The sequence below is a fragment of the Streptomyces viridochromogenes DSM 40736 genome, assembly GCF_000158955.1.
GTDB classification, from domain to species: Bacteria; Actinomycetota; Actinomycetes; order Streptomycetales; family Streptomycetaceae; genus Streptomyces; species Streptomyces venetus.
In genome coordinates, this window is record NZ_GG657757.1 from 2,436,063 (window position 1) to 2,454,117 (window position 18,055).

9 protein-coding genes are annotated in these 18,055 nt (G+C 70.2%); 2 read left to right on the forward strand and 7 right to left on the reverse strand.

Going from position 1 to position 18,055, the window contains the following annotated elements; all coding sequences use genetic code 11:
- Window positions 1-16: 16 nt before the first annotated feature.
- The 6 genes from pulA to SSQG_RS10715 all read right to left on the reverse strand — a co-directional run bounded on the left by pulA (window position 17) and on the right by SSQG_RS10715 (window position 12,411).
- Window positions 17-5,413 (reverse strand): pullulanase-type alpha-1,6-glucosidase, encoded by a 5,397-nt coding sequence (pulA, locus tag SSQG_RS10690; RefSeq protein WP_003989760.1) that lies wholly within the window; start codon window positions 5,411-5,413, stop codon window positions 17-19.
- Window positions 5,414-5,637: 224 nt separating this feature from the next.
- Complete coding sequence (locus SSQG_RS10695; protein ID WP_003989761.1) at window positions 5,638-7,011, reverse strand: alpha-amylase; 1,374 nt, start codon at window positions 7,009-7,011, stop codon at window positions 5,638-5,640.
- 119 nt (window positions 7,012-7,130) lie between these two features.
- Entirely contained in the window at window positions 7,131-8,843 is a 1,713-nt protein-coding gene (locus SSQG_RS10700; protein WP_003989762.1) for a glycoside hydrolase family 13 protein, read from the reverse strand.
- A gap of 240 nt (window positions 8,844-9,083) precedes the next feature.
- Entirely contained in the window at window positions 9,084-9,998 is a 915-nt protein-coding gene (locus SSQG_RS10705; protein WP_003989763.1) for a sugar ABC transporter permease, read from the reverse strand.
- A 15-nt stretch (window positions 9,999-10,013) separates the two neighbouring features.
- On the reverse strand, window positions 10,014-11,018 hold the full coding sequence (locus SSQG_RS10710) for a carbohydrate ABC transporter permease (protein WP_003989764.1): 1,005 nt from the start codon (window positions 11,016-11,018) through the stop codon (window positions 10,014-10,016).
- Window positions 11,019-11,142: 124 nt separating this feature from the next.
- A complete protein-coding gene (locus SSQG_RS10715; protein WP_003989765.1) occupies window positions 11,143-12,411 on the reverse strand; it encodes an extracellular solute-binding protein in 1,269 nt (422 codons plus the stop codon).
- 391 nt (window positions 12,412-12,802) lie between these two features.
- Between SSQG_RS10715 and SSQG_RS10720 the strand changes: the two genes are divergently transcribed.
- The gene (locus SSQG_RS10720; RefSeq protein ID WP_003989766.1) at window positions 12,803-13,837 is read left to right on the forward strand and encodes a LacI family DNA-binding transcriptional regulator; all 1,035 of its coding nucleotides are present in this window, start codon (window positions 12,803-12,805) and stop codon (window positions 13,835-13,837) included.
- Between the two features lie 120 nt (window positions 13,838-13,957).
- Entirely contained in the window at window positions 13,958-14,836 is an 879-nt protein-coding gene (locus SSQG_RS10725) for a phosphatase PAP2 family protein (RefSeq protein WP_039932348.1), read from the forward strand.
- A gap of 10 nt (window positions 14,837-14,846) precedes the next feature.
- On the opposite strand, the gene SSQG_RS10730 is transcribed toward SSQG_RS10725, so the two are convergent.
- On the reverse strand, window positions 14,847-17,855 hold the full coding sequence (locus SSQG_RS10730; protein ID WP_003989768.1) for a bifunctional [glutamine synthetase] adenylyltransferase/[glutamine synthetase]-adenylyl-L-tyrosine phosphorylase: 3,009 nt from the start codon (window positions 17,853-17,855) through the stop codon (window positions 14,847-14,849).
- Between the last annotated feature and the right edge of the window lie 200 nt (window positions 17,856-18,055).

Here is an 18,055-nt window from a genome sequence, read left to right on the forward strand (position 1 = left end):
ACCCAACGTAGTGCGGCTACCGGGCGGCCCGGGTGAAGACCGCGACCGTGCGCCCCGGAACGGCGAACGTACCCGATTCGGGCGCGTAGGAGGAGGCCTTGACGGTAGGGTCCGCCCCCGCCGTCTGCACCGGGTGCAGGCGGTAGCCGGTTCCGGCGAGCGCGGGGACGCGCTGTTCCTGCCGCTCGGGTGTGGCGTTGAAGACGACGACGAGGTCACCGAGCCGCATGGTGATCACGCCGGGCGTCTCGTCCTTGCCGGACAGCGGGAAGGAGAGCCGGGACTGCACCCGCTCGGCGGTGCCGAGGGAGAAGTCCTTCTCGGACGCCCGGATCCGCAGCAGGTCGCGGTAGGCGGCCGAGGCCCCCTCGATCTGCTCGCAGCCCACCCTGACCTTGCTCAGCAGGGGTTTCGCGTAGGGCCACTTGTCGGCGTTGTCGGCCGCCATGGGCAGTCCGCGGCCGAAGCCGTTGCCGTCGGCGCAGTTCCAGTGGACGGCGTTGAACCAGTCGCCGCTGTCGTAGGAGTTGCGGTCCAGGGACTTGGAGCGGAGCAGGTCGGTGCCCGCCTGGGAGAGGGCCGGGCCCTGGGACAGGGTGGCCGTCGCCATGGCCAGGACCTGCATCCGGGCGCGGTCGGAGGCGCTGGTCGTGGCGGGCAGTTTGAAGGCGAGGGCGTCGAAGAGCGACTCGTTGTCGTGGGCGTCGGCGTAGGCGAGGGCGTCGCCGGGGGCGTCGGCGTATCCGGCGGGTGCGCCGTTGTAGTCGACCTCGGAGCCCTTGACCTCCTTGCCGCCGGTGTCGGTGAACCGGTAGCCGGCGAGGTTGCCGGACAGGCCGACCTTGATCAGGTCCTGGTAGTGCAGCAGGCGGGCCTTCTGTTCGGCCGGAGTGCCGTTGTGTGCCGAGGAGTTGGGGTCGGTGTACAGCCCGGAGGCGAAGCCCTGGACGCCGGGGTCCTCGTCGAAGGGGCCGCCGCCGCGCACGGCGTCGCGGGCCCGGTCGGAGAAGGTGGCGATGCCGGTGCCGGCCATGTTCTTCTGCGTGGCCTGGACGAACCGGGCGTCGTCGGCGACCTCGCCGAAGTTCCAGCCCTCGCCGTACAGGATGATCTTCTTGCCGTCGACGCCGTCCTTCTGCGGCGTGAGCGCGTCGAGGGCCCTGCGGACCGCGAGGATGTTGGCCTTCGGGTGGTGGCCCATGAGGTCGAAGCGGAAGCCGTCGACCTTGTACTCCCTGGCCCAGGTGACGATCGAGTCGACGACCAGTTTGCCCATCATGGCGTTCTCGGTGGCGGTGCCCGCGCAGCAGGTGCTGTTCGCGACCGACCCGTCGGCGAGGAGGCGCTGGTAGTAGCCGGGCACGATCCGGTCGAGGACGCTCGTCCGCTCCTGGCCGCTCGCCGCGGTGTGGTTGTAGACGACGTCCATGACGACCCGCAGACCGTCGTCGTTGAGTGCCTTGACCATCTCGCGGAACTCGACGGTACGGGCGGTGCCGTCGGGGTCGGTGGCGTAGGAGCCCTCGGGGACCGTGTAGTGGTACGGGTCGTAGCCCCAGTTGTAGGCGTCCTTCGCGGCGATCTTCCCTACGCACTCCTGCTGCCGGTCGGAGTCGGCCGGGTAGGAGGCCAGGTCGCAGCCGACCGTCGCCTGGTCGGCCTTGCGCTCCGGGATGGTCGCGATGTCGAAGGCGGGCAGCAGGTGGACGTACGAGGTGCCGGCCTTCGCCAGCTCGCGCAGGTGCTTGGAGCCGTCGCTGTCCTTGTCGGTGAAGGCGAGGTAGGTGCCAGGGTGTTTCGCCGTGCGGTCCTCGACGGAGAAGTCCCGGACGTGCAGCTCCTGGATCTGGGCGTCCCGCAGCGGCACGGCCGCGGGCTTCTCCAGGGAGGTCCAGCCGCGGGGCTTCAGGGCCTTGTCGCGCAGGTCGACGACGAGGCCGCGTTCGGAGTCGGTGGTGAGGGCGACGGCGTAGGGGTCGGTGACCTTGTTGGTGACGACCTTGCCGGCGCTGGGCGCCCAGACCTTGACGACGTACCGGTAGGGCTTGTTCTTCCAGGACTTCGGGCCGGTGACGGACCAGACGCCGGTGGTGGCGTCGCGCTTCATCGGCACGGTGGCGTCACCGATCTCCAGTGACACGGACTGGGCGGTCGGCGCCCACACGGACAGCGTGGGGCGGCCCCGGGAGAACGTCGGTCCCAGGTCCGCCTTCGTCGCGCCGGAGTACAGGTCGTCGAGGGCACCGGCGAGCTGGACCCCGGTCGCCGCGAGCACAGCTCCGGTCGCGGCCCGCTGGGTGGCGACGACCTGGCCGCGCAGGGCCTCGCGCACCCGGTCGCTGTCGCGCGGGTCGACGGTCCAGGCGTCGTACTCCTTCAGGTGCGGGAACTGGGCCTTCTGGGCGTCGGTGAGCTCGGTCTTCGACAGGCGCAGCCACTTGGCGTCACCGGTCAGGGCGCCGTCCTTGACGGCGATCGAGCCGTCGCGGGCGTAGAGCAGCTGGGTGGAGGCGGCGGCGTCGGAGCCGTTCCAGGCGAGGGTGTTCCGGTCGATCCAGACCGCCTTGGAGGTGGTCAGGTCGAGGGCGGCCGAGGCACCCGCGGGCTGCGGCAGCAGGTACTTCTCCTGGCCGCTCAACAGCCACACCTCGTGGCCGCTCGCCTTGAGGTCGAGCGACTGGTCGGTGGGCAGGTCCTTCTCGTCGCCCTTGTGGAGGATGTAGCTGAGGCTGGTGGCACCGTCGGTGAGCGGTACCTCGAAGACCGCACCATACGTATCAGTCTTGACCGGCTTCAGGGGGTTCGACCACTCGGTGGGGTTCGCGGCGCCCGTCCAGACGTGCAGGCCCCAGCCGTCGTAGTTCCCGTCGGCGCGGTGGTAGTGCAGGACGGCCTTGGTCTTGTCGGGCGCCGGGTACTCGGGGCGCTCGGTGGTGACCTTCTCCTTGCCCTGCTCGATCCAGACCTCGCCGGTCTTCGTGACGTCGATCGTGCGGTCGGCGGAGACGTCCTTGCCGCCGTCCTTGTCGATGACGAGGAAGTTGACGGTCGAGGCGCCGGGCTTGAGCTTGACGTAGGCGAAGGCTCCGTAGGCGTCCCGGCCGGTGAAGGGGTGGCTGTCGGGCCATGGAGTGGCCTCGCCGTCGGCGAGGTCGCCCCAGGCGTACAGGCCCCAGTCGGCGTAGTCCCCGTCGGCGCGCTTGTAGTGGACGATCACGTGGTCTCGGGAGGAGGCGCTGGGCGGCTCCTCGACGGGCGGGGTGCCGGTGGTGCTCCGGGCCGTCGCGCTCGCCGTACGGCCCGCCGAGTCGACCACGACCGCCTTGTAGCGCAGGGCGGTGCCGGGCGGTACGTCGTCGGCGACCGTGTGTGTGACCTTGTACGGGGCGTGGTCGGCGGAGCCGAGGGTCTGCCACGTGCCGTTGCCGGTCTGGGCCGCGAAGACGACCCGGTTGAGTCGGCCGCCCTTGACGTCGGCGGAGAGCTCCACGGTGCCGGTGGCGCCGGCCTCCGGGGCCTTGAGGGTGATCGTCGGCTTCGTTGCGGGCTTCGGAAGCCTGCCGACCGCCCTGAGGACGATCGCCGAACCGGCCGGGACGGTGACGGTGATCTTCTTGTCGCCGTCGCTCTTCAGGGAGGCGTCGGTGCCGTAGACGCCCTTGAAGGTCATGCGGGCCGAGCCGGTGGCGAAGGTGGCGGTCTTCTTGCCGGTGGCGTTGTTGAAGGCGACGACGTACTCGGTGCCGCGCTTCGCGTCCGTGCGGGAGAAGGCGTAGACGCCCGGCCCGTCGGCCGAGTACCGCTGCTGCTGGACACCGTCGGTGAGGGCGGGGTTCGCCTTGCGGAGCTTCGCGAGGGCGCTGATCCGGCGGTAGAGCGGTGCTCCCGTGTCGTAGGCGTCCTCGGCGTGGGTGCGGTCGGTGCCGATCCGGTCGTCGTCGAGGTAGTCGGCGGTGCGCGAGGCGAACATGCTCTGGCGGGCGTCCTTGTCACCGCCCGCGCCCGTGAAGCCCTGCTCGTCGCCGTAGTAGACGACGGGGTTGCCGCGGCTGAGGAACATCAGCTCGTTGGCGAGCTTGTCCTTGGCGAGGATCCGGGCATCGGTGGCCGTGGGGTTGTCCTGCTTCAGGAAGGTCCCGATCCGGCCCATGTCGTGGTTGCCGAGGAAGGTGACCTGCTCGTACGCGTTGGCCTTGCCGGTCGTGTACTTGTAGTCGTCGCCGAAGACGCCCGCGAGCTTCTGGGCGCTCGCGCCCTGCGAGGCGTACTGCCGGGCGGCCTCCTGGAAGGGGAAGTCGAGCGTGGCGTCGAGGCGGCCCCGGGTGACGTACGGGGCAGTGACGTTCGTGTCGGCCGAGTAGACCTCGCCGAACATGAAGAAGTCGTCCCGGCCGCGCTTGGCGGCGTAGGCGTCGAGAGCGGTGGCCCACTGCGTCCAGAACTCCATGTCGACGTGCTTCACGGTGTCGATCCGGAAGCCGTCGACGTCGAAGTCCCGCACCCAGCGCTGGTAGATCTTCTCCATGCCCTCGACGACCTCGGGCCGCTCGGTCCACAGGTCGTCGAGGCCGCCGAAGTCGCCGTGCGTGGAGCTCTCACCGGCGAAGGTGGAGTCGCCGCGGTTGTGGTACATCGTCGGGTCGTTGAGCCACGACGGGACCTTGTCGTTCCTGGTGACCTTCGGCGTCCGCGGGAAAGAGTCGCCGTCGACCTCCGGGAAGTCCCGCCTCCCGCCCGCGTAGTCCGCGTCGTCGAAGGGCTTGCCGTCCTTCGTCAGGTACGGGAACGCGCCCTTGGACAGGTAGTCGTAGGACTTCTCCTCGTAGTCGACGACGTCCGCCGTGTGGTTGGTGATGACGTCGAAGAAGACCTTCATGCCCTTGGCGTGGGCCTTGTCTACGAGGGTCTCGAGGTCCTTGTTGGTGCCGAAGTGCGGGTCGACCTGGGTGAAGTCCGTGATCCAGTACCCGTGGTAGCCGGCCGAGGCGTCGGCCCCTTTGCCCTGCACGGGCCGGTTCTTGAAGATCGGGGCCATCCAGAGGGCGGTGGTGCCGAGGCCCTTGATGTAGTCGAGCTTCTTGGTCAGGCCCTTGAGGTCGCCGCCCTGGTAGAAGCCCTTGTCGGTGGGGTCGTACCCGGTGGCGAGGCGCGAACCGGTCAGTCCGCCCCTGTCGTTGCGACGGTCGCCGTTGGCGAAGCGGTCGGGGAGGACGAAGTAGAACTGCTCACGGGTGGCGTCATGACGGGCGGGCTCGGAGGCGAGCTTCGCGTCGGACGGGGGCGCGGGCGGAGTGCCGGCCCGGGCCGCGAGGGGCTGGACGAGTGCTGCGGCCAGCGCGGTCGCGGTGACCGCAGCAACCCGTCCCGCACGGGCGGTTCGGCGCCTGGAGGGCACCGGCCATCTCGGTATCACTGACGTGGACTCCTTGCGATTGCGGCTCTCTCGGGTCCGACCCCGCGCGACCGTATCGCCGCCGAAACGCTTACAGCAAGAGTCCTGAAACTGTTGGAAAGAACTTTCAGCGGGTCGAGTTGGCCCGCAGTGGTCGCCCCCCAGGGGTTCCGGGGGGCGAGTGTTCGGGGAACGTGAGGCAGCGCTCCGGAAGCGTCAATCCCTCACGCACCACGCCGGGCCGCTCAGCAGGTCGGCCTGCCCGCCTGGAGGGCGAGAGCCGTGTTGGCGCCGAGCGTCGCGGTGAACTGGCCGCTGGAGCTCACGGTCACCGTCGTGTTGTTCTGCACGTTGCAGTACGACCCCGCCGGCAGCGAGGTCTGGTACGTCCGGGTCAGCGAGCCCGACTCGTGGTTGATGGCCACGAAGCCCTTGCTGCCCCGGCCGAAGGCGATCGCATCGCCTCCGTTGTCCCACCAGTTGGTGACGGCCTGGCGCCGGGTGGCGTTGCGGAAGCCGACCATGGACTTGATCTCGGGCCAGTTGTGCTGGCACTTCCAGCCGTCCTGCCAGCAGGCGTTCACCTGTCCGCCGCCCGGCGGGCCCGCGTCCGGGTCCGAGAACTCGTAGCCGGAGTTGATGTCGGGGGCTCCGTAGGGCCAGGCCAGCATGAAGACGTTGGCCAGGGTGTAGTTGGCGTTGTCCTTGTAGCTGAGGGTCGACCCGTTCCGCTCGGTGTCGTGGTTGTCCACGAAGACACCCGAGACGCCGCTGTTCATGTAGCCCCAGCCCTCGCCGTAGTTCTTCAGGTAGGCGAGGTTCTCGTTGTTGAAGACCCGCTTGAGGTCGTAGGCGTAGCGGAACTCCTGGACGTCGCCGTTACTCGTGTACTCGGTGGGCTGGACGGCCTCGCCGGAGCCGTAGATGACCTCCTGCTTCCAGTACACCGACGGATTGCTCAGCCGGGACTTGATGTTCGCCAGGTCGGCGGCGTCCATGTGCTTGGCCGCGTCGATGCGGAAGCCGTCCACGCCGAGGGAGAGCAGGTCGTTCATGTACCCGGCGATGGTCCTGCGGACGTAGTCCTCGCCGGTGTCGAGGTCGGCGAGGCCCACCAGTTCGCAGTGCTGGACGTTCCAGCGGTCCTGGTAGTTGCTGATCCGGCTCGTGCAGTCGTCGAAGTCGTACGAGGAGTACAGCCCCGGATAGTCGTACTTCGTGTACGAAGACCCGCCGGTGCCGGTGCCGCCGCCCGCCGACATGTGGTTGACGACGGTGTCGGCGACGACCTTCACACCGGCCGCGTGGCAGGTGTTCACCATGTTCCGGAAGGCCGTGCGGTCACCGAGCCGGCCGGCGATCTTGTAGCTGACCGGCTGGTACGACGTCCACCACTGCGGGCCCTGTATGTGCTCGGCGGGCGGGGAGACCTGGACGTAGCCGTATCCGGCGGGGCCCAGGGTGTTCGTGCACTCGCGGGCGACGGAGGCGAAGTTCCACTCGAAGAGGACGGCGGTGACGTCCTTGGCGCCAGGTGGGGAAGCCTGGGCGTTGGTCGGGTTCATGACAACCGCAGCCGCGGCGAGCGCGACGGCGGCGGGAAGGAATCTGCGTGCCATGTGGGGTTTCCTTCTTCGTTGAAGGTTCTTGCTGCAAGGTTCAGAAACCTTGCGGTGACGCAGATGTTAAAGGCCCGCCACCCGAAAGGGCAGCGGGCCGTACGAAATTCAAAGGAAAATCAGGCGCGGGCCCCCGCGGTCGCGGTGGTCCACCACACCGTGGTGTCCGCCGGCACCTTCGCCTCGTCGTCGGCCTGGAGGATCTCCCCGCTCGCGACCAGCACCCGGCCGTACGCCGGCATCGCCACCGACTCGCCGGTGGTGTTCGCGACGCACACGAACTCCCCGCGCCGGAAGGCGAGCACACCCTCGGGCGCCCGCAGCCACTCCACCGACGAACCGGCGCCGAGGTCGCGCTGCTCGCGGCGCACCGCGAGCGCGGCCCGGTACAGCTCCAGGGTCGAGCCGGGCTCGCCGGTCTGCGCCTCGACGCTCAGCTCGCCCCACCCGTCCGGCTGCGGCAGCCAGCTGCCGCCGTCACCGAAGCCGTACGACGGCCCGGTCCGGGTCCACGGGATCGGCACCCGGCACCCGTCGCGGAAGCCGTCCTGGCCCGCGCCCCGGAAGTACGCCGGGTCCTGGCGCACCTCGTCCGGCAGGTCGACGACGTCCGGCAGGCCCAGCTCCTCGCCCTGGTAGACGTAGGCCGAGCCGGGCAGCGCGAGCATGACGAGGGTCGCGGCCCTCGCCCTGCGCAGGCCCAGGTCCCGGTCGCCGACCAGGCGGATCTGGGTGCCGAGGCCGGGCGGGTTGGCGAAGCGGGTGGCGTGCCGGGTCACGTCGTGGTTGGACAGCACCCAGGTGGCGGGTGCGCCGACCGGACGCATGGCGTCCAGGGTGCGGTCGATGACCTCGCGCATCTCCGCGGCGTTCCAGTGCGTGCTGAGGTACTGGAAGTTGAAGGCCTGGTGCAGCTCGTCCGGACGGACGTAGTGGGCGGTGCGCTCGATGGTCGGCGTCCACGCCTCCGCGACGAAGATCCTCTCCCCCGCGTACTCGTCCAGGATGAGCCGCCACTGCCGGTAGATCTCGTGCACGCCCTCCTGGTCGAAGAACGGCATGACATCGTTGCCCAGCAGCTTCACCTGGTCGTGGGATCCGAGGTCGGGCAGCCCCTCTGCCTTCACCAGACCGTGGGCGACGTCGATACGGAAGCCGTCGACGCCCATGTCCAGCCAGAACCGCAGGATGGAGCGGAACTCGTCGCCGACCGCCGGGTGCTCCCAGTTGAAGTCGGGCTGCTCGGGGGCGAAGAGGTGCAGGTACCACTCGCCGGGCGAGCCGTCGGGCTCGGTGACCCTGGTCCAGGCCGGGCCGCCGAAGATCGACTCCCAGTCGTTGGGCGGCAGCGCGCCGTCGGCTCCCTTGCCGGGACGGAAGTGATAGCGCTCCCGCAGCGGGGAGCCCGGGCCCTCGGCGACCGCGCGCCTGAACCACTCGTGCTGGTCGGAGGAGTGGTTGGGCACCAGGTCGACGATGATCCTCAGCCCCAGCTCGTGGGCGTCGCGGATCAGCGCGTCGGCGTCCAGGAGGTTGCCGAACATCGGGTCGACGGCCCGGTAGTCGGCGACGTCGTAGCCCGCGTCGGCCTGCGGCGAGGCGTAGAAGGGGCTGAGCCACACGGCGTCCACGCCGAGGTCGCGCAGGTACGGCAGACGGGTGCGGACACCCTCCAGGTCGCCCATGCCGTCACCGTTGCTGTCGGCGAAGCTGCGCGGGTACACCTGGTAGATCACGGCGTCCCGCCACCAGTCGCGTCGCATGGCGACGGTGGCGACGGCCGCTGCGGAAGTGGGGGTGGGGGCAGGGGCGGCTGAGTGCTGCTGGCTCATGTCGTCCTTGGAGTGACAGTGGTGTGGTCATGTGGGGCGTGGATCGGGGTGACGAGGCGGCCGCGGCACAGCGGGGTCGGATAGGCACCGCGGCCACCTCGGGCTTGCGAGGGCGGATCGGCAGCGCCCCTAGGGGCGCGAGGATCCATCGATCTGCGGCTCCGCCGCGTGGGCGCGACCAGCCGCGACGGCGCCGCAGCCGAGCGACGGCCCGTCTCGGCTCCACCAGCGGAGCGTGCCTCACCCCTTGGTGCCACCGGCGGTGAGCCCGGTCACCAGGTTCTTCTGCACGAGGTAGAAGAACAGGGCGGCCGGTATCGCGATCAGCACGGCCGTCGCGGCCATCAGGTTCCGCTGCGCGTCATGCTCGCTCACGAACGTCTGCAGACCGACGGCGAACGTGTACTTGTCGTCGCTCAGCATGAACGTCGAGGCGAACGCGACCTCACCGAAGGCCGTGAGGAAGCTGTAGAACGCGGCGACCGCGAGACCCGGCTTGGCGAGCGGCAGGATCAGCCGCGCGAACGTGCCGAAGGGGGTCAGCCCGTCGACCCGGCCGGCCTCGTCGATCTCGAATGGGATGGTGTCGAAGTAACCCTTCATCAGCCAGGCGCAGTACGGCACGATCGTGGTGCAGTTGACAAGGATGAGACCAAGGTAGCTGTCGATGAGCTGCAGATCCGAGAGGATCTGGTACATCGGCACGATCAGTACCGCGATGGGGAACATCTGGGTGACCAGCAGCACCCACATGAGCTTGCGGTAGCCGGGGAACCGCATGCGGGAGACCGCGTATCCGGTGGACGCGGCGACGACGACGCCGATGAGGGTCGTGCCGAGCACCACGATCAGCGTGCTCTTCAGCCAGTCGAAGAAGCTGGTGTCCTGGAGGACGAACGCGTAGTTGTCGAGCGTCATCTTGCTCCAGATGCGCCCGGGGTGGAGGTAGTCGTCCTTGTCCGGGCCGAGGGACAGGAAGACCAGCCAGGCGACCGGGAGGAGCGCGATCAGGCTCGCGCCGATCAGCACGGCGTGCGAGGCGAGGGAGGCCGCGCGGGTGCTCGCGCCGCGGCCGCGGACCGTGCGGGGCGCGGCGGGGCGCCGCTCGGTCACCGTGGCGGAGGCCTCGACGGTGGTCGTACTCGTCGTACTCATTTCGAGACTCCTGCCTCAGATCGCGAGCTGCTGCTCGTTGCGGTTCAGCCAGCGGCGGTAGAAGGAGGTGAAGACGATCAGGATGGACAGGAGCAGGATCCCGTAGGCCGCGGACTGGGCGTAGTCGCGTGGCTGCTGCCCGAAGCCCAGGTAGTAGGCCCAGGTCACGAGGATCTGGGCGTCGGGCGCGGTGTTGCCGAACAGCAGGAAGATGATGGCGAACTGGTTGAAGGTCCAGATGACGCCGAGGAGCACGACGGTGGTGCTGACGGACCTCAGGCCGGGCAGGGTGACGTACCGGAACCGCTGCCAGGCATTGGCGCCGTCCATCTCGGAGGCCTCGTACAGGCTCGCGTCGATCGACTGCAGTCCCCCGAGCAGCGAGACCATCATGAACGGCACACCGCACCAGGTGTTGACCATGATCGCGGCGAACCGCTGCCAGAAGGTGTCCTCCAGCCACAGCGGGCTCGGCAGCCCCAGCATGTCCAGGCCGCTGTTGATGACGCCGCCGTCGGCGAGCATGAACCGCCAGCCGAACACGGTGACGAAGGTCGGCACCGCCCAGGGCAGCACCAGGATCATCCGGTAGAGGGTGCGGCCGCGCAGCTTCTGGTTGAGGAGCAGGGCGAGACCGAGACCGATGGCGTAGTGCAGGGCGACACAGGCCGCCGTCCAGAAGATGGTCCACAGGAAGTGCGACCAGAAGCGGTCGTACGCCGTCGGGCCCCACAGGATGTCGGCGTAGTTGTCCAGCCCGATGAACTTGTAGGTGGCGTCGATGTGGTTGACGCCGATCGTGCGGGCGGTGTTCAGGCTGTTGGCGTCGGTCAGCGTGAGGTACAGGCCGTACGCCAGCGGGTACAGCACGAGGACCCCGAGGACGATCGCCACCGGGGCGATCATCGCGTAGGCGTACCAGTGCTTGTGGAAGCCGTTCTTCAGCCGCTGGCCCGGCCCGGGGCGCTGTTCCCGCTCACCGCGCCGCTTGCCGGTCGCTCGGTCGATGGCGACTGTCATGGTTCGACACCTTCTGGAGGTTCAAGGAGTTCAGGGGGAGCTGCCCGGGCCCAGGCGCGGGCGCAGGCCGGTGGCCGCCGGCTCCCCTCCCCCATGACGGGGGGATCCGGCGGCCACCCGGCGGTCACTTGGAGAAGTCCGGCACCAGCTTGGCTATGGCGGTCTCGGCGTCGCCGAGGCCCTTGTCCAGGGACTCCTTGCCGCCGGCGATCTCGATCAGCTCGTCGTCGAGCGGACCCCACAGGGAGCTGTACTCGGGCAGCGCCGGGCGCGGCTGGGCGGAGGACAGCACGCCCTGGTAGCCGGCGATGCCCGGGTCGGCCTTGACCTCGGCGGTGTAGGCGTCCTCGCGGGTGGGGAGCGTGGAGTTCTTCAGCGCGATGGTCTCCTGGGCCTTCGCCGAGGTCATGAAATTGACGAACTCCAGCGCGGCCTTCTGGTGCGCCTCGTCGGAGCCGGCGTAGACGGAGAGGTTGTGGCCGCCGGTCGGGGCGCCCGCCTTGCCGGTGGAGCCGGCCGGGACGGTGGCGATGCCGAGGTTGTTCTTGTCCTTGAAGGCCGAGCCCTTGTAGAAGTTGGTGATCTCCCACGGGCCCTGGACGATCGAGGCGACCTTGCCGCTGACGAACGCCTCCTGGATGTGGGCGTAGGCGTCGGCGGTGGTGTCCGCCTTGTGCAGGCCCTTGCCCTTGAAGAGGCTCTGCCAGGTGCCGTAGGCCTTCTTGGCCGCGGGCGAGGTGACGGTGATCTTCTTGGCGTCGGCGTCGACGGTGTCGGTGCCCTCGCCGTAGAGGAAGGACTGGGCGTAGTAGGCCTGGGTGGAGCCCCAGTAGCCGTCGACGCCGGTCTTGTCCTTGACGGTGGCGGCGGCCTTCTTCAGGTCGTCCCAGGTCGTGGGGGCCTCGACGCCGGCCTTCTTGAACAGGGCCTTGTTGTAGACGAGGGCGAGGGTGTCCGTGGTGAAGGGGACGCCGTAGGTCTTGCCCTCGTACTTGGCCTGCTCGATCAGGCTGGGCTGGAACCCGGCCTGGTCCTTGAGGGCCTCGGTGCCGTCCAGCGGCAGGAAGAAGCCCTTCTTGGCGAAGGCCGGGGTCCAGCCGACCTCGGAACGCAGCACGTCGGGGGCGCCCTTGGAGCCGGCGGCGGTGTCGAACTTGTTCTGCGCCTGGTCGAAGGGGACGTTGACGTAGTTGACCTTGACGTCCTTGTGGGCGGCCTCGAACTCCTTGACCAGGGCCTTGTAGGTCGGCGCCTCGTTGGTGGCGTTGGAGGTGTCCCACCAGGTGATGGTGACCGGGCCGTCGGCCTCGTCGCCGCTGTCGCTTCCGCCGCAGGCCGTCGCCGCCAGGGCGAGGGACGCCACCAGCGCGGTGGCCGCTATGCCACGCCGCATGAGTTCTCCTTGAGGGTGAAAGCCCGTTGGTGCTGCCGACTGCGCCGTTGGCCGCCGGGCGTCGGTGAGATTAGCCGCGCTGCAAGGAGTTGCGAAAGACCTTGCAGCAAAAAGTTGCAAGGGGTGCGGATGGTTATCCCTCCGTGACCTCCCTCTGACTGCCCCGCTTCCCTGATTTCCGGCTGATCGACGGGGAGTCGGACAGTTGTGCAAGACTCTGCAAGCACTTGCCATCCGTGTCCGCCAGAGGGAACATCCGTTGCGGATCGGACGCCGACCACGATTTCGAGGGACCGCGATGACCAAGCCACCCGCAGCGGGCCGCGCGGCGGCACGCACCAGGCGTCCCGTCGGTGTGCAAGCAGAACCCCGGCCGCTACAGTCCGGTGCTGTGACCACACGGCTTGCCGACATCGCCGCGCAGGCGGGGGTGAGCGAAGCGACCGTCAGCCGCGTCCTCAACGGGAAGCCGGGCGTCGCCGCCACCACCCGCCAGTCCGTGCTGGCCGCCCTCGACGTGCTGGGCTACGAACGCCCGGTGCGGCTGCGCCAGCGCAGCGAGGGCCTGGTGGGCCTGATCACCCCGGAGCTGGAGAACCCGATCTTCCCGGCGCTGGCCCAGGTCATCGGCCAGGCGCTGACCCGGCAGGGCTACACCCCCGTGCTCGCCACCCAGACGCCGGGCGGCTCGACCGAGGACGAGCTCACGGAGATGCTCGTGGACCGCGGGGTCGCCGGCATCATCTACGTCTCCGGGCTGCACGCGGACACCACCGCCGACATGCAGCGCTACGACCGGCTGCGCGCGCAGGGCGTGCCGTACGTTCTGGTCGACGGCTTCTCGCCGAAGGTGCAGGCGCCGTTCATCTCCCCCGACGACCGCGCGGCGACGAGCCTGGCGGTCACGCACCTGGTGTCCCTCGGGCACACCCGGATCGGGCTGGCCCTCGGGCCCAAGCGGTTCGTGCCCGTGCAGCGCAAGATCGAGGGGTTCGTGCGCACGATGCAGGACCAGCTGGGCCTGGGCGCCGAGAGGGTGGAGACGGAGCTGGTCCAGCACTCCCTCTACACCCTGGAGGGCGGTCAGGCCGCGGCGACGGCACTGATCGAGCGGGACTGCACGGCCGTGGTGTGCGCCAGCGACATGATGGCGCTGGGCGCGATCCGGGCGGCGCGGCAGCGCGGTCTGGACGTGCCGAAGGACGTCTCCGTGGTCGGCTTCGACGACTCCCCGCTGATCGCCTTCACTGACCCGCCGCTGACCACGATCCGCAAGCCGGTCCCGGCGATGGGGCAGGCGGCCGTGCGCACGCTGCTGGAGGAGATCGGCGGGACGCCCGCGCCGCACAGCGAGTTCGTGTTCATGCCGGAACTGGTGGTGCGTGGCTCGACGGCTTCGGCGCCCGGGGATCGCGGCCGCTCCTAGGACTCCCGTTCCCTCCGACGCTCCCGAGGTTCATGGCCTGATTTCGCCGTGGAACATGCGGGTCGGGCCGGGTCGCGGGATGATCGGTGAGGAAGCCCTTTTCTGGCAGACTCTGTGCCTATGAGTGACACGACCGTGACGACGCCGGAAGGCCGGGAAGCGGCCTTTCAGGACCCCGTCGCGGCCGAGACCCGGCAGGGTCCGCTGCACCGGCTGCGCACCCCCCGTCGCCCCCGGTTCTGGTTCGAGATCCTGCTGATCGCGGTCAGTTACTGGACGTACTCACTGGTCCGCAACGCCGTGCCCGAGCAGCGGGCCGAGGCGCTGCGCAACGCCGACTGGATCTGGCAGGCCGAGCACCATCTGGGCATCGCGTTCGAGGAGTCGCTCAACCATGCCGTGAACTCGGTGACTTGGCTGATCATCGGCATGAACTACTACTACGCGACGCTCCATTTCGTGGTGACGCTGGGTGTCCTCGTGTGGCTGTACCGTCGCCATCCCGGCCGCTACGCGGCGACCCGCCTGGTGCTGTTCGCGACGACCGCCGTCGCCCTCGTCGGTTACTACCTGTATCCCCTGGCGCCCCCGCGGCTGATGAACGGCGGCGACTTCATCGACACGGTCATGGTCCACCAGACCTGGGGCTCGATGGCGTCCGGCGACCTGAAGCACGTGTCCAACCAGTACGCCGCGATGCCGTCGATGCACATCGGCTGGTCGGTGTGGTGCGGCCTGACGATCTTCGCTCTTTCGAGGGTCCCCTGGGTGCGGGTGCTGGCCCTTGTGTACCCGGCGCTGACGCTGGTGGTGATCGTCGCCACGGCCAACCACTTCTGGCTGGATGCCGTCGGTGGCCTACTGTGCCTGGCGTTCGGGTTCGCGGTGTCGAGGGTGTGGTACGGCAGGCAGCCGTACGCCCTGCCGAGCGTGGTGCCGGCCCAGCGGCCGGACGCGTCCCGGGGCAAGGACGTGCCGTCGGCCCGGACCAGGGCCTGACCCCGGGCCGTCAGCGCTCGGCGGCCCCGTAGAAGAGCTCCTCCACCACGGCCCGGGCCCTGCGGGCCGTGCGCCGGTACGCGTCGAGCATGTCGCCGACGTGCCCGGGGCCGTACCCCAGGTACCGTCCCACCGCCGCCAGTTCACGCGGTTCCGAGGGGAACGTGTCGCCGGCCCGGCCGCGTACCAGCATCACCGCGTTGCGGACCCGGGTCGCGAGCACCCAGGCCTCGTCCAGGATCTCCGCGTCCTCGTCCGTGATCAGCCCGGCCGTGCGGGCGGCGGCCAGTGCCTCTCGGGTGCGGGTCGTCCGCAGACCGGGCTCTTGGGCGCCGTGCCGGAGCTGGGTCAGCTGCACGGTCCACTCCACGTCGGACAGACCGCCCGGCCCGAGCTTGGCGTGCAGCTTGGGGTCGGCGCCGCGGGGCAGCCGCTCGGACTCCATGCGGGCCTTGAGCCGCCGGATCTCGCGGGCGGCCTCGTCGCCGAGCCCGCCCGCCGGGTAGCGCAGCGGGTCGACCAGCTCGATGAACCGGCGGCCCAGGTCCTCGTCCCCGGCCACGGGCTCGGCCCGCAGCAGCGCGTGCGACTCCCATGTCAGGGCCCACCGGCGGTAGTACGCCTCGTACGACGTGAGCGTCCGCACGAGCGGCCCGGACTTGCCCTCCGGGCGCAGGTCGGCGTCGATGAGCAGGGGCGGGTCGGCGCTGGGGATCTGCAGCAGCCGGCGCATCTCGGAGACGACCTTGTTGGCCGCCTGGGAGGCCTCGCGCTCGTCGACACCGTCACGCGGCTCGTGCACGAACAGCACGTCCGCGTCGGAGCCGTAGCCCAGCTCGTGGCCGCCGAAACGGCCCATGCCGATGATCGCGAACCGGGTGGGCAGGCTGTCGCCCCAGCCCTCCCGCACCACGGCCCGGAGCGTGCCGGCGAGGGTCGCGGCCGTCAGGTCCGACACCGCGCCGCCGACCATGTCCACCAGGGCGCCCTGGTCGGCCTCGGCGGGCTGCTCCTCGGTGCCGTAGGAGCCGACGATGTCGGCGGCGGCCGTACGGAACAGCTCGCGGCGGCGCACTCCGCGGGCGGCCGTGACCGCCTGGGCGGACCCGTCGGCCCGGCGCACGGCGGCGAGTATCTCCTGCTCGAGGTGGGGGCGGGAGCGCGGCTCGAGGCCGCCGCCGTCCCCGTCGCCGAGCAGCGCCACCGCCTCCGGCGCGCGCATCAGCAGGTCGGGCGCGAGCCGGCCGGCGGACAGCACCCGGGCGAGGTTCTGCGCGGCGGCGCCCTCGTCCCTGAGCAGCCGCAGGTACCAGGGGGTCTTGCCGAGCGCGTCGGACACCTTGCGGAAGTTGAGCAGGCCCGCGTCCGGGTCGGCCGAGTCGGCGAACCAGCCCAGCAGGACGGGGAGCAGGGTGCGCTGGATGGCGGCCTTGCGGGTGACGCCGGAGGCCAGCGCCTCCAGGTGGCGCAGGGCCGAGGCGGGGTCGGCGTAGCCGAGGGCGACCATGCGTTCCCGGGCCGCCTCGGCGCTCAGCCGGGCCTCGCCGCTCGCGAGCTGCGCGACCGCGTCGAGCAGCGGCCGGTAGAACAGCTTCTCGTGCAGCCGCCGTACGACGGTGGCGTGCCGCTTCCACTCGCGGATCAGCTCGGCGACCGGGTCGGTGCGCAGGCCGAGGGAGCGGCCGATGCGGCGCAGCTCGGCCTCCTCCTCGGGGACGAGATGGGTGCGGCGCAGCCGGAACAGCTGGATCCGGTGCTCCATGGTGCGCAGGAAGCGGTAGGCCTCGTCGAGCTGCGCGGCGTCGGCCCGGCCCACGTAGCCGCCGGCGGCGAGGGCCCCCAGCGCGTCGAGGGTCGTGCCGCTGCGCAGGGAGGTGTCGGTCCGGCCGTGCACCAGCTGGAGCAGCTGCACGGCGAACTCGACGTCCCTGAGGCCGCCCGGGCCCAGCTTCAGCTGGCGGTCGACCTCGGCGACGGGGATGTTCTCCACGACCCGGCGGCGCATCTTCTGCACGTCGGGGACGAAGTTCTCGCGCTCGGCGGCCTTCCACACCAGGGGCTGGACGGCGGCCACGTACTCCTCGCCGAGCTCCAGGTCGCCGGCGACCGGGCGGGCCTTGAGCAGTGCCTGGAACTCCCAGGTCTTGGCCCAGCGCTGGTAGTAGGCGAGGTGGCTGGAGAGGGTCCGGACGAGCGGGCCGTTCCTGCCCTCGGGCCGCAGGTTGGCGTCCACGGGCCAGATGGAGCCCTCGACCGTGGTCTCCGAGCAGATCCGCATCATGTGCGAGGCGAGCCGGGTGGCGGCGCGCACGGCCTTGGTCTCGTCGGCCCCCTCGACGGCCTCCCCGACGAAGATGACGTCCACGTCGGAGACGTAGTTCAGCTCGTGGCCGCCGCACTTGCCCATCGCGATGACCGCGAGCCGGCACAGCCCGGCGTCCTCCGGCGCGGCGGCCTCGGCGAGACCGAGGGCGGCGCGCAGGGTGGCGGTGGCCAGGTCGGCGAGTTCGGCGGCGGACTCGGCGACGCCGGTGGTGCCGCAGACGTCCCGGGCGGCGATGGACAGCAGGCAGCGCCGGTAGGCGACGCGCAGGGAGACCGGGTCGTCCGCCTCCGCGAGGCCTGCCTCGAACTCCTCCACCCCGGGGTGCAGGTCGTACGCCTCGTACATGACGAGCGCCTGCCAGTCGTCGGGGTGCCGGCTGAGGTGGTCGGCGAGGGCGGTGGAGGCGCCGAGCACGCCGAGGAGCCGGTCGCGCAGGGGCTTGGCCGCGATCAGCGTGTCGAGCAGCTCCTGGCGGGCGCCGGGGTTCGGCTGGGCCTCCAGCAGCCGGACGAGCCCGAGCAGCGCGAGATCGGGGTCGGCGGTCCCGCCCAGCGCCTCCAGCAGCACCGGGTCGTCGCGCAGGGGCACCAGATCGGGGCTGTCCAGGAGCCGTTCGGCGGCGGAGGCGTCGGTGAAGCCGTGCCGCAGCAGTCGTGTGAAGGTGCTGCTCCTGCGCCCCGGCGCCGCCGTCATCCCGGGCCTCCCTCGGACTTGCCTCGGACTTTCCTCGGATCAAGGTCGTACGGCTTTGAGCCTAACCGCAGAGCCAAGGGGAAGCGTGGGTGAGTTCGGCGGGCGGACGGGTTCCGCCGCCCGTGACGACGCCGAGGGGCGGAGGAACACGCGGTGGGGAACTGGGCCGTGTCGCGTCCACTCGGTGGCGCCGCGCCCCG

What these genes read in the sequence shown, in the direction of transcription:
- SSQG_RS10695 (WP_003989761.1), bottom strand. Translation starts at nt 7,011, where the DNA reads ATGGCACGCAGATTCCTTCCCGCCGCCGTCGCGCTCGCCGCGGCTGCG.
- SSQG_RS10700 (WP_003989762.1), bottom strand. Translation starts at nt 8,843, where the DNA reads ATGAGCCAGCAGCACTCAGCCGCCCCTGCCCCCACCCCCACTTCCGCA.
- SSQG_RS10710 (WP_003989764.1), bottom strand. Translation starts at nt 11,018, where the DNA reads ATGACAGTCGCCATCGACCGAGCGACCGGCAAGCGGCGCGGTGAGCGG.
- SSQG_RS10705 (WP_003989763.1), bottom strand. Translation starts at nt 9,998, where the DNA reads ATGAGTACGACGAGTACGACCACCGTCGAGGCCTCCGCCACGGTGACC.
- SSQG_RS10725 (WP_039932348.1), top strand. Translation starts at nt 13,958, where the DNA reads ATGAGTGACACGACCGTGACGACGCCGGAAGGCCGGGAAGCGGCCTTT.
- SSQG_RS10730 (WP_003989768.1), bottom strand. Translation starts at nt 17,855, where the DNA reads ATGACGGCGGCGCCGGGGCGCAGGAGCAGCACCTTCACACGACTGCTG.
- SSQG_RS10715 (WP_003989765.1), bottom strand. Translation starts at nt 12,411, where the DNA reads ATGCGGCGTGGCATAGCGGCCACCGCGCTGGTGGCGTCCCTCGCCCTG.